Genomic DNA, 11,717 nt, shown 5'->3' on the forward strand with positions numbered 1-11,717 from the left:
CCGCCCGGTACGCCGAGGGAGCCTGACATACCGTCAGGCTCCCTCGGCTTGCGGGAACTTGAGCTACTTGCCCGACTGCACCGGGATGTCGAGGATCACCCGGGTCCCCCGGTCGGGGGCCGGGACCATGTCGAAGGTGCCGCCCAGCTCGCCCTCCACCAGAGTCCGTACGATCTGCAGGCCGAGGTTGCCGGCGGTGTGCGGGTCGAAGCCCTCGGGCAGACCCACGCCGTCGTCCTGCACGGTGACCAGCAGGCGGGCCTCCTTCGTGGTGCCGCCGCGGACCGCGGACACCTCGACGGTGCCGGTCTCGCCCTCGCGGAAGCCGTGCTCCAGCGCGTTCTGCAGGATCTCGGTCAGCACCATCGACAGCGGGGTGGCGACCTCCGCGTCGAGTATGCCGAAGCGGCCGGTGCGCCGGCCGGTGACCTTGCCCGGCGAGATCTCGGCGACCATCGCCAGGACGCGGTCGGCGATCTCGTCGAACTCCACGCGTTCGTCGAGGTTCTGGGAGAGCGTCTCGTGCACGATCGCGATGGATCCGACGCGGCGCACCGCCTCCTCCAGCGCCTCCCGGCCGCGCTCGGACCCGATCCGCCGGGCCTGGAGCCGCAGCAGCGCCGCCACCGTCTGGAGGTTGTTCTTCACCCGGTGGTGGATCTCCCGGATGGTCGCGTCCTTGGTGATCAACTCGCGTTCGCGGCGGCGGAGTTCGGTGACGTCCCGGAGGAGGACCAGTGACCCGATGCGCGTTCCCTTCGGCTTGAGCGGGATGGCCCGGAACTGGATCACCCCGTCGTGCGCCTCGATCTCGAACTCGCGCGGGGCCCAGCCGCTGGCGACCTTGGCCAGCGCCTCGTCCACCGGTCCGCGGGAGGGGGCCAGTTCGGCGGTGGTCCGGCCGAGGTGGTGGCCGACCAGGTCGGCGGCCAGGCCCAGCCGGTGGTAGGCGGACAGGGCGTTCGGGGAGGCGTACTGGACGATGCCGTCGGCGTCGAGCCGGATCAGCCCGTCGCCGACGCGGGGCGAGGCGTCCATGTCGAGCTGCTGGTTCGCGAACGGAAAGGCACCGGCCGCGATCATCTGCGCGAGATCGGAGGCGCTCTGGAGGTAGGTGAGCTCCAGCCGGCTCGGGGTGCGCACGGTGAGGAGGTTGGTGTTGCGCGCGATCACGCCGAGGACGCGGCCTTCACGCCGGACGGGGATGGACTCGACGCGGACCGGGACCTCCTCGCGCCACTCCGGGTCCCCCTCGCGCACGATCCGGCCCTCGTCCAGGGCCGCGTCCAGCATGGGCCGGCGTCCGCGCGGGACGAGGTGGCCGACCATGTCGTCCTGGTACGAGGTGGGACCGGTGTTCGGCCGCATCTGGGCGACGGAGACGTAGCGGGTGCCGTCGCGGGTGGGAACCCACAGGACCAGGTCGGCGAAGGAGAGGTCGGAGAGCAGCTGCCACTCCGAGACCAGCAGGTGGAGCCACTCGAGGTCGGTGTCGTCGAGGGCGGTGTGCTGGCGTACGAGTTCGTTCATGGAGGGCACGTCAGCGAGCGTACCCGGGGGCTGTGCCGCCCCGGAGGACACCCGCGGGCCGCGGCGCCTGGGAGGGACCCTCAACCCTCCCGGCACCGCAGCCCGGAGCAATATCGGCCGCGGGGTGTGCGGTCCCGGTCGGCCGAGCGATGAGGAGCCGGGGCAGTCAGGGCAGAGAGCTCCGGATCCTCGATCCGCCTTCCTGTGCGGGGAAGGCAGGCTTGTGTGTCCTGTTACGCATTGTGGACTAGACCACTTCCGGTGTCCATGCGCGGCGCGTTGTTCGTTGATGTCACACCGTCGACCGCCACGTCGTCCGGCCGGACGCCCGGGCGTCCACCACGCAGCCTAACCCGTGGGGGTTCCCGCGTGGGGCCAGACGGACATGGCAATTTCGGCGAGCGCCTCCAGTTCCTCCCGGCTCGCTCCGTCCCGCGCCTGCTGCGACATGCCCTGGATCATCGCCCCGGTGTACCGGGCGAGCGCGCCGGCGTCGGTGTCCGCGGGCAGTGCTCCGGTGGCGATGTCGTCCCTGATCCGGCGCTCGAACGCGACGATGTTGGCCGTACGACGCTCCCGCAGGGACTGCTCGACCTCGGGGTTCGAGCAGTTCGCGGCGGCGTGGACGACGAGGCAGCCGTGCGGATGGCCGGGTTCGGTGTACACGGTGGCGGCTTCCCGCAGCATCCGCCCGACGGCGGCCCGGGCGGTGGGCTCCTCGGCCAGGGCGCGCTCGGTGAAGGAGCCGTACCGCGCCCCGTAGACCCGGACGACCTCGTCGAACAAGGAGCGTTTGTCGCCGAAGGCCGCGTAGAGGCTCGGGGCGCCGATGTCCATGACGCGGGTGAGGTCGGAGACCGACGTGGCCTCGTAGCCGTGCTCCCAGAAGGCGAGGAGTGCCTTCTCCAGCGCGGTTTCCCGGTCGAAGGAGCGGGGGCGGCCGCGGGGCCTGCGCGCGGACCCGGCTTCGGCACGGGCGGCTCCGCTCCGTCCGGCGCCTTCGTCACTCACCATGCGACCTCTCCTCGCCCACCGGGCGTTTCCGCCCCGCTCGCCCTGCGCTCCGTTCGCCGTCCCCCCGGGGAGTGCATTTTATAGCGGGCACTAGAAAAAGTCGGCGGACCGGCGTACGGTTTTTTTCTGTAGCGACCGCTAGAAAAATATGGAGGGGCGTCGGCATGGGTGTGCTCACGGGCAGGACGGCACTCGTCACGGGGGCGAGCAGGGGCATCGGGCGGGGCATCGCCGAGCGACTGGGGCGCGACGGAGCACGGGTCGCGGTGCACTACGGCCGGAACGAGGCGGCGGCGAAGGAGACGGTCGCCGCGATCGAGGCGGCGGGCGGCTCGGCGTTCGCGATCGGCGTGGAGCTGGGCACCCCCGGGGACGCCGAGGCGCTGTGGGAGGAGTTCGACCGGCACGCGGACGGCCTGGACGTGCTGGTGAACAACGCGGGGATCGGGACGTCGCGACCGATCGAGGAGATACGGGAGGAGGAGTACGACGCGGTCTTCGCGGTGAACGTGAAGGCACCCTTCTTCATCGTCAAGCACGGCATGGCACGGCTGCGGGACGAGGGGCGGATCATCAACATCTCCTCGGGGCTCGCCCGGACCGCGGTGATGCCGGAGAACGTGGCGTACGCGATGACGAAGGGGGCGCTGGACGTCTTCTCCCGGGATCTGTCCAAGATCCTGGGCCGGCGGGGCATCAGGGTGAACTCGGTGGCGCCGGGGCTGATCGACACCGACAACACGGCCGCGTTCCTGCACGGCACGGAGGACGGCTGGGCGCGGGCCGAGGCGATATCGGCGCTCGGGAAGGTGGGGACCCCGTCGGAGGTCGCGGACGTGGTGGCGTTCCTCGCCTCGGACGCGGGCCGATGGGTGACGGGGAGCTGGGTGGACGCCACCGGAGGGTCGCTGACGTAGCACCGCGCGACGGGCCGAGCCCGCCCGGCCCTGGGATCCTGGAAGGGGCGGGAAGAGGACCGCACCGCGCCGTTCACCCGGGAGGGTGACGCCCGCTCTGCTAGATTGATTGGTCTAAACCACATGGTCCCCTCCGGGTCCAGTCCCAGTCGAGCCCTCTCTCAGATCGGCAGGCCCAGCGTGGAAGTTGTCATCGTTGCGGACGCCAAGGCCGGCGGCGAACTCATCGCCGAGGCCATGGCGCAGCTCCTGCGGCGCAAGCCCGACGCCCTGCTCGGCGTGGCCACCGGCTCCACGCCACTGCCCGTCTACCAGGCACTGGCGGCCAAGGTGCGCAGCGGCGCCGTGGACGCCTCACGGGCCCGCATCGCCCAGCTCGACGAGTACGTGGGCCTGCCCGCCGACCACCCCGAGTCCTATCGTTCGGTGCTCCGGCGCGAGGTGCTCGAGCCGCTCGGGATCGGCATGGACGCCTTCATGGGGCCCGACGGCACGGCCGAGGACGTGCAGGGCGCGTGCGAGGCGTACGACCGGGCGCTGGCCGAGGCCGGTGGTGTGGATCTCCAGCTGCTGGGGATCGGGACGGACGGGCACATCGGGTTCAACGAGCCGTGCTCCTCGCTCGCCTCGCGCACCCGGATCAAGACGCTGACCGAACAGACCCGGGTGGACAACGCGCGCTTCTTCGACGGCGACATCGGCCAGGTCCCGCATCACGTCATCACCCAGGGCATCGGGACCATCCTGGAGGCCCGCCACCTGGTGCTGCTCGCCACCGGGGAGGGCAAGGCGGACGCCGTCGCCGCGACCGTCGAGGGACCGGTGGCGGCGGTGTGCCCGGCGTCCGCGCTGCAACTGCACCCGCACGCCACGGTGGTCGTCGACGAGGCGGCCGCCTCCAAGCTGAAGCTCGCCGACTACTTCCGGCACACCTACGCCAACAAGCCGGAGTGGCAGGGGATCTGAGCGCCGGCGCACGGGCCGGGAGCCGATCGTGGACTAGACCAGCCCCGGTCCCGGCGGTATACAGAGGGGATCACGGAAGGTGCGGGGCGCACCCCGCCCCGGGCCGTGCCACGATGTGAGCCGTGGCCGATGGGATGTCGGTCGCTTCGGCACTCGGAGCCGGGAAGGCAGAGCATGAGCACCGACGTCAGCAGTGCGGAGAACGAGGGTGGGACTACGGTCCGTACGGCGCGCGTGCCCAAGTACTACCGGCTGAAGAAGCACCTGCTCGACATGACCGAGACGGCGCCCCCCGGCACCCCGGTCCCGCCCGAGCGCACGCTGGCGGCGGAGTTCGACACCTCGCGCACCACCGTGCGCCAGGCCCTCCAGGAACTGGTGGTCGAGGGGCGCCTGGAGCGCATCCAGGGCAAGGGCACCTTCGTCGCCAAGCCCAAGGTCTCGCAGGCGCTGCAGCTCACCTCGTACACCGAGGACATGCGCGCCCAGGGTCTGGAACCCACCTCGCAGCTGCTGGACATCGGCTACATCACCGCCGACGACCGGCTCGCCGGACTGCTCGACATCACGCCCGGCGGACGGGTGCTGCGCATCGAGCGGCTGCGCATGGCCAACGGCGAGCCGATGGCCATCGAGACCACCCACCTGAGCGCGAAGCGCTTCCCGGCGCTGCGCCGCAGCCTGGTGAAGTACACGTCCCTCTACACGGCCCTCGCAGAGGTGTACGACGTCCACCTGGCGGAGGCCGAGGAGACCATCGAGACCTCGCTGGCCACCCCGCGCGAGGCCGGTCTGCTCGGCACGGACGTCGGCCTGCCGATGCTGATGCTCTCCCGGCACTCGCTGGACCGGGACGGGCAGCCGGTGGAGTGGGTGCGGTCGGTGTACCGGGGTGACCGGTACAAGTTCGTCGCGCGGCTGAAGCGGCCGCAGGACTGAGCGCGCGCCCCCGACGGAAACCCCGACGAAGCGGACGGCCGGCGGAGATTTCGCCGCCGCTGCCTCCCGGCTGAGCGGAATTCGAGGTACCGGAATACGGACGAGGGGTTACGGATGAGCCACCCCCTGACCTAGATTTCCTGCGCATTACCGCAGGTGATCAGTGAGGGGACGGAGCCGTCTGATGTCGCAAGCCCCAGAAACCGGCAGAGGGCCGGTGGTGACGCCCGTGCGCGTCGTCATCGCCCTCTGTCTCGTCGCACCCTTCGTGGCCATGCTGTGGGTCGGGTCGTACGCGAAGACCGATCCCGTCCTCATCGGCATCCCGTTCTTCTACTGGTACCAGATGCTGTGGGTGCCGGTCTCCGCCGCGCTGACCATGGTCGCGTACAAGCTCTGGCAGCGTGACCAGCGCGCCCGCTCGGCCTCGAAGGGCGGTGCGGCGCAGTGAACGACGGCGTGAACGGCGTGGCACTCGCCGTCTTCCTCTTCTTCTTCCTGCTCGTCACGGTCATGGGTTTCCTGGCCGCGCGCTGGCGCAAGGCGGCGAACGAGCACACCCTCGACGAATGGGGCCTGGGCGGGCGGTCCTTCGGCACCTGGGTGACCTGGTTCCTGCTCGGCGGCGACCTGTACACCGCGTACACCTTCGTGGCCGTGCCGGCGGCGATCTACGCGGCGGGCGCGGCGGGCTTCTTCGCCGTGCCGTACACGATCCTCGTGTACCCGTTGATCTTCACCTTCCTGCCCCGCCTGTGGTCGGTTTCGCACAAGCACGGCTATGTGACCACGTCCGACTTCGTGCGCGGCCGGTTCGGCTCGAAGGGGCTGTCGCTGGCGGTCGCGCTCACCGGCATCCTGGCGACGATGCCGTACATCGCGCTCCAGCTGGTCGGCATCCAGGCCGTGCTGGACGTGATGGGCGTCGGCGGCGGGGAGAGCACCAACTGGTTCATCAAGGACCTGCCGCTGCTGATCGCCTTCGGTGTGCTGGCGGCGTACACGTACTCGTCGGGTCTGCGCGCTCCCGCCCTGATCGCCTTCGTGAAGGACACGCTGATCTACCTCGTCATCGCGGTGGCGATCATCTACATCCCGATCAAGCTGGGCGGCTTCGACGACATCTTCGCCAGCGCGAGCGAGGCGTTCAGCGAGACCAACCCGGCCACGGGTGCGCCGCGCGGCGCGCTGGTACCGGGCGACGCGGGCCAGTGGACGTACGCGACGCTGGCGCTCGGCTCGGCGCTCGCGCTGTTCATGTACCCGCACTCGATCACCGCGACGCTGTCCTCGCGCAGCCGTGAGGTGATCCGCCGCAACACCACGATCCTGCCGCTGTACTCCCTGATGCTGGGTCTGCTGGCGCTGCTGGGCTTCATGGCGATCGCGGCCGGGGTCAAGGTCGACAACGGTCAGCTGGCGATCCCGCAGCTGTTCGAGAACATGTTCCCGGACTGGTTCGCGGGCGTGGCCTTCGCGGCGATCGGCATCGGCGCGCTGGTGCCGGCGGCGATCATGTCGATCGCGGCGGCGAACCTCTTCACCCGCAACATCTACAAGGACTTCCTCAAGCCGGACGCGACACCGGCCCAGGAGACCAAGGTTTCCAAGATCGTCTCCCTGCTGGTGAAGGTGGGCGCGCTGGCCTTCGTCCTGACCATGGACAAGACGGTCGCCATCAACTTCCAGCTGCTGGGCGGCATCTGGATCCTGCAGACCTTCCCGGCGCTGGTGGGCGGCCTGTTCACCCGCTGGTTCCACCGCTGGGCGCTGCTCGCGGGCTGGGCGGTCGGCATGGTCTACGGCACGGTCGCCGCGTACGGGGTGGCCTCGCCGACGCAGAAGCACTTCGGCGGCTCGGCGAAGGAGATCCCGGGCATCGGCGAGATCGGCTACATCGGTCTCACCGCCTTCGTGATCAACCTCCTGGTGACGGTCGTCCTGACCTTCGTCCTGAGGGCCGTCAAGGCGCCCGAGGGCGTCGACCAGACCAAGCCGGAGGACTACACGGCGGACGCGGGCGACCCGGGTGTCCAGGTGGAGCTCCCGCCGGCCACGGCGGGCAGCACGCACTGACCCGCCGTCGTCACGGGCCACGGGCCGCCGGAGGGATCCGGCGGCCCGTTGTCGTACCCGCCGGGCACACTCGCCCCCAGGGGCGTCGTCATCCGGCCGGTGGAGGCCGGCGAGTACGGGGAACCGGGTGGGATCACCGCGCGGGCCCCTCTCCTGGACGGGCTGCTCGACTTCGGGGAGAGCGACGCGTACCTCGGTGAGCCGAGGGACGTGGCGAAGCGGGCGGCGGCCGCCGACGTGCTGGTCGCCGTGGAGCACGAAAGCGTGCTGGGCGGGGTGACCTTCGTACCGAACGGCGGGCCGATGGCGGACCTCGCCGGGCCCGGCGAGGCCGAGATCCGGATGCTCGCGGTCGCCGGCGCGGCCCGGGGCCGCGGTGCCGGGGAGGCCCTCGTCCGCGCCTGCGTCGACCGGGCACGGGCCACCGAGGGCTGCGCCCGGATCGTGCTGTCGACCCAGCGCACCCTGCACTCCGCCCACCGCATCCACGAGCGGCTGGGCTTCACCCGCACGCCCGGGCACGACCGGAGCCCCTTCCCGGGGCTGGACGACCTCACGCTCCTCACCTACGAGTTGACGCTCTGACACCATCAAGACACAACATATGGGCCTGCCGACAGCACCCGGCACAAGATGTATGCTCATGCTCGCTGTCGCCGCAGGGGAATCCGGTGTGAATCCGGAACTGTCCCGCAACGGTGTACTTGTGCGTGTTCGCGTCGTCGCGCGGGCACGCACGGGCTTCAGTCCGAGGACCTGCCGACAGTGCGCCCGGCCGTCCGGTCCGGGTGCCCTGACGTCCGGGCCTCGTGGAATGGGCCGGTGGACGCGACGCCGCGTGCGCTCGTGTGCTGCCCCCTGCCCTCGACGAGGCCCCCGTGCCGAGCGAGGGAGAGCCCCACGTGACCATCGCGCCAGCCGATCCGGCTTCAGCGACCGGCGGGACAGAACAGAGCGACGGCCCCGGTGCCGCGCTGCTGCGGACCCTGACCGAGCTGACCGCCGACCTGCCCGACGCGGACCCCGGCCGGGTCGCCGCCGCCGCGCTGCGCGGCCGGTCCGCCCGTGCCGACGAGACGGAGCTGCGGGAACTGGCCACCGAGGCCGCGGCCGGGCTCATCTCCGAGGACCCCGCCTACTCCCGGCTCGCCGCCCGGCTGCTGACCATCGGCATCCGTGCCGAGGCCGCCTCGCAGGGCGTCACGTCGTTCACCGGGTCCGTCGCGACCGGGCACCGCGAGGGCCTGATCGCCGACCGCACCGCCGCGTTCGTCCGGCTGCACGCGGACCGGCTCGACGCGCTGATCGACCCCCGGGCCGACGACCGCTTCGGCTACTTCGGCCTGCGCACCCTCCACAGCCGCTACCTGCTGCGGCACCCGATCACCCGCAAGGTCGTCGAGACGCCGCAGCACTTCCTGCTGCGCGTCGCCGCCGGCCTCGCCGAGGACGACAGCGTGCGGTCGGTGGACGAGGTCGCCGCGCTGTACGGGCTGATGAGCCGCCTGGACTACCTGCCCTCCTCCCCCACGCTGTTCAACTCCGGTACGCGCCACCCCCAGATGTCGTCCTGCTACCTCCTGGACTCCCCCAAGGACGAGCTGGACTCCATCTACGAGCGCTACCACCAGGTGGCCCGCCTCTCCAAGCACGCCGGCGGCATCGGACTGTCCTACTCCCGCATCCGCGCCCGCGGCTCGCTGATCCGCGGCACCAACGGGCACTCCAACGGCATCGTGCCGTTCCTGAAGACGCTGGACGCCTCGGTCGCCGCCGTGAACCAGGGCGGACGGCGCAAGGGCGCGGCGGCGGTCTACCTGGAGACCTGGCACTCCGACATCGAGGAGTTCCTGGAGCTGCGCGACAACACCGGTGAGGACGCCCGCCGCACGCACAACCTGAACCTCGCGCACTGGGTGCCGGACGAGTTCATGCGCCGGGTGAACGCCGACGCGCAGTGGTCGCTGTTCTCCCCGGTGGACGTGCCGGAGCTGGTCGATCTGTGGGGCGAGGAGTTCGACGCGGCCTACCGGGCCGCCGAGGCCGAGGGGCTGGCCAGGAAGACCCTCCCCGCCCGTGAGCTGTACGGCCGGATGATGCGCACCCTCGCGCAGACCGGCAACGGCTGGATGACCTTCAAGGACGCCGCCAACCGCACCGCCAACCAGACAGCCGCTCCGGGCCATGTCGTCCACTCCTCCAACCTCTGCACGGAGATCCTGGAGGTCACCGACGACGGGGAGACGGCGGTCTGCAACCTGGGGTCGGTCAATCTGGGCGCGTTCGTCGACGCGGCCGCCGGTGACCTCGACTGGGAGCGGCTGGACGCGACCGTCCGCACGGCCGTCACCTTCCTCGACCGGGTCGTGGACATCAACTTCTACCCGACCGAGCAGGCGGGCCGCTCCAACGCCCGCTGGCGTCCGGTGGGTCTGGGGGTGATGGGCCTCCAGGACGTCTTCTTCCGGCTGCGCCTGCCCTTCGACTCGCCCGGGGCGAAGGCCCTGTCCACCCGGATCGCCGAGCGGATCATGCTCGCCGCCTACGAGGCCTCCGCCGACCTCGCCGAGCGGGACGGCCCGCTCCCGGCCTGGGAGAAGACCCGCACCGCCCGGGGCGTGCTGCACCCCGACCACTACGACGTCGAGTTCTCCTGGCCGGAGCGCTGGGCGGCGCTGCGCGAGCGGATCGCGTCCGTCGGGATGCGCAACTCGCTGCTCCTGGCGATCGCTCCCACCGCCACCATCGCCTCGATCGCGGGCGTGTACGAGTGCATCGAGCCACAGGTGTCCAACCTGTTCAAGCGCGAAACGCTGTCCGGGGAGTTCCTCCAGGTCAACTCCTACCTGGTGGACGACCTCAAGCGGCTGGGCGTGTGGGACGCGCGCACCCGCGAGGCGCTGCGCGAGGCGGGCGGCTCGGTGCAGGGCTTCGCGTGGATCCCCGAGGAGGTGCGCCGGCTGTACCGCACGGCGTGGGAGATCCCGCAGCGCGGCCTGATCGACATGGCCGCCGCCCGCACGCCGTTCCTCGATCAGTCGCAGTCCCTGAACCTGTTCCTGGAGACGCCGACCATCGGCAAGCTCTCCTCGATGTACGCGTACGCCTGGAAGTCCGGGCTGAAGACGACGTACTACCTGCGCTCCCGCCCGGCGACCCGGATCGCCCGCGCCGCACAGGCCACCGTCCCCGTACCGCAGGCCGCCGACCCCGAGGCCGTCGCCTGCTCCCTCGAAAACCCCGAGTCCTGCGAGGCCTGCCAGTAATGACCGATCGGAACCTGCTCGACCCCGGCTTCGAGCTCACGCTGCGCCCCATGCGCTACCCCGACTTCTACGAGCGCTACCGGGACGCCATCAAGAACACCTGGACCGTGGAGGAGGTCGACCTCCACTCCGACGTAGCCGACCTGGCCAGGCTGAGCCCCGCCGAACAGCACCTCATCGGCCGGCTGGTGGCGTTCTTCGCCACCGGTGACTCGATCGTGGCGAACAACCTGGTGCTCACGCTGTACAAGCACATCAACTCCCCCGAGGCGCGGCTGTACCTGTCGCGGCAGCTCTTCGAGGAAGCGGTCCACGTCCAGTTCTACCTGACCCTGCTGGACACCTACCTGCCCGACCCGGACGACCGGGCGGCCGCCTTCGCGGCGGTGGAGAACATCCCCTCCATCCGGGAGAAGGCCGAGTTCTGCTTCACGTGGATGGACTCGGTGGAGAAGATCGAGCGGCTGGAGACCAGGGCCGACCGCCGCCGCTTCCTGCTCAACCTGATCTGCTTCGCCGCGTGCATCGAGGGTCTGTTCTTCTACGGGGCCTTCGCCTACGTCTACTGGTTCCGCAGCCGGGGCCTGCTGCACGGGCTGGCGACCGGCACCAACTGGGTGTTCCGCGACGAGACGATGCACATGTCCTTCGCCTTCGACGTGGTCGACACCGTCCGCAAGGAGGAGCCGGAGCTGTTCGACGACCGGCTGCAGCAGCAGGTGACGGACATGCTGCGGGAAGCGGTCGAGGCGGAGCTGCAGTTCGCGCGCGATCTGTGCGGTGACGGGCTGCCGGGCATGAACACCGAGTCGATGCGGCAGTACCTGGAGTGCGTCGCCGACCAGCGCCTGACCCGGCTGGGTTTCGCTCCGGTGTACGGCTCGGAGAACCCGTTCTCCTTCATGGAGCTCCAGGGCGTCCAGGAGCTGACGAACTTCTTCGAGCGGCGCCCGTCCGCGTACCAGGTCGCCGTGGAGGGCACGGTCGACCTGGACGAGGACTTCTAGGG

At 70.6% G+C, this 11,717-nt stretch carries 10 protein-coding genes and 1 riboswitch; of the genes, 8 read left to right on the forward strand and 2 right to left on the reverse strand.

Annotation, left to right across the window (positions count from 1 at the left end; all coding sequences use genetic code 11):
* Positions 1–63: 63 nt before the first annotated feature.
* Both RIM90_RS26895 and RIM90_RS26900 read right to left on the reverse strand, forming a co-directional pair.
* Positions 64–1,539: a PAS domain-containing sensor histidine kinase gene (locus tag RIM90_RS26895; protein ID WP_309063341.1), complete on the reverse strand. Its 1,476-nt coding sequence runs from the start codon at positions 1,537–1,539 to the stop codon at positions 64–66.
* A gap of 339 nt (positions 1,540–1,878) precedes the next feature.
* Positions 1,879–2,544 carry a TetR/AcrR family transcriptional regulator gene (locus RIM90_RS26900; protein ID WP_309063342.1) on the reverse strand — a complete coding sequence of 222 codons (666 nt, stop codon included), beginning with the start codon at positions 2,542–2,544 and terminating at the stop codon, positions 1,879–1,881.
* A 164-nt stretch (positions 2,545–2,708) separates the two neighbouring features.
* Between RIM90_RS26900 and RIM90_RS26905 the strand changes: the two genes are divergently transcribed.
* The 8 genes from RIM90_RS26905 (at position 2,709) to RIM90_RS26940 (ending at position 11,715) form a co-directional block, all read left to right on the forward strand.
* On the forward strand, positions 2,709–3,461 hold the full coding sequence (locus RIM90_RS26905; RefSeq protein WP_309063343.1) for an SDR family oxidoreductase: 753 nt from the start codon (positions 2,709–2,711) through the stop codon (positions 3,459–3,461).
* A 180-nt stretch (positions 3,462–3,641) separates the two neighbouring features.
* Positions 3,642–4,427: a glucosamine-6-phosphate deaminase gene (gene nagB, locus RIM90_RS26910; RefSeq protein ID WP_309063344.1), complete on the forward strand. Its 786-nt coding sequence runs from the start codon at positions 3,642–3,644 to the stop codon at positions 4,425–4,427.
* Between the two features lie 174 nt (positions 4,428–4,601).
* A complete protein-coding gene (locus RIM90_RS26915) occupies positions 4,602–5,366 on the forward strand; it encodes a GntR family transcriptional regulator (protein WP_309063345.1) in 765 nt (254 codons plus the stop codon).
* A 184-nt stretch (positions 5,367–5,550) separates the two neighbouring features.
* On the forward strand, positions 5,551–5,817 hold the full coding sequence (locus RIM90_RS26920; RefSeq protein WP_309063346.1) for a DUF3311 domain-containing protein: 267 nt from the start codon (positions 5,551–5,553) through the stop codon (positions 5,815–5,817).
* The gene (gene mctP, locus RIM90_RS26925) at positions 5,814–7,442 is read left to right on the forward strand and encodes a monocarboxylate uptake permease MctP (protein WP_309063347.1); all 1,629 of its coding nucleotides are present in this window, start codon (positions 5,814–5,816) and stop codon (positions 7,440–7,442) included. Before RIM90_RS26920 ends, mctP begins: the two co-directional genes overlap by 4 nt.
* 48 nt (positions 7,443–7,490) lie before the next feature.
* Positions 7,491–8,027: a GNAT family N-acetyltransferase gene (locus RIM90_RS26930; protein WP_309063348.1), complete on the forward strand. Its 537-nt coding sequence runs from the start codon at positions 7,491–7,493 to the stop codon at positions 8,025–8,027.
* A 77-nt stretch (positions 8,028–8,104) separates the two neighbouring features.
* Positions 8,105–8,199, forward strand: a riboswitch (cobalamin riboswitch).
* A 145-nt stretch (positions 8,200–8,344) separates the two neighbouring features.
* Entirely contained in the window at positions 8,345–10,708 is a 2,364-nt protein-coding gene (locus RIM90_RS26935) for a ribonucleoside-diphosphate reductase subunit alpha (protein WP_309063349.1), read from the forward strand.
* The gene (locus RIM90_RS26940) at positions 10,708–11,715 is read left to right on the forward strand and encodes a ribonucleotide-diphosphate reductase subunit beta (protein ID WP_309063350.1); all 1,008 of its coding nucleotides are present in this window, start codon (positions 10,708–10,710) and stop codon (positions 11,713–11,715) included. Before RIM90_RS26935 ends, RIM90_RS26940 begins: the two co-directional genes overlap by 1 nt.
* Positions 11,716–11,717: the final 2 nt, after the last annotated feature.

Source organism: Streptomyces sp. (assembly GCF_031181555.1).
In the GTDB taxonomy this organism is placed as follows: Bacteria; Actinomycetota; Actinomycetes; order Streptomycetales; family Streptomycetaceae; genus Streptomyces; species Streptomyces fimbriatus.

Bases quoted from the DNA above. Each gene is read 5' to 3' on its own strand.
- RIM90_RS26915 (WP_309063345.1), top strand. From the start codon at position 4,602: ATGAGCACCGACGTCAGCAGTGCGGAGAACGAGGGTGGGACTACGGTC.
- RIM90_RS26940 (WP_309063350.1), top strand. From the start codon at position 10,708: ATGACCGATCGGAACCTGCTCGACCCCGGCTTCGAGCTCACGCTGCGC.
- RIM90_RS26905 (WP_309063343.1), top strand. From the start codon at position 2,709: ATGGGTGTGCTCACGGGCAGGACGGCACTCGTCACGGGGGCGAGCAGG.
- RIM90_RS26920 (WP_309063346.1), top strand. From the start codon at position 5,551: ATGTCGCAAGCCCCAGAAACCGGCAGAGGGCCGGTGGTGACGCCCGTG.
- RIM90_RS26900 (WP_309063342.1), bottom strand. From the start codon at position 2,544: ATGGTGAGTGACGAAGGCGCCGGACGGAGCGGAGCCGCCCGTGCCGAA.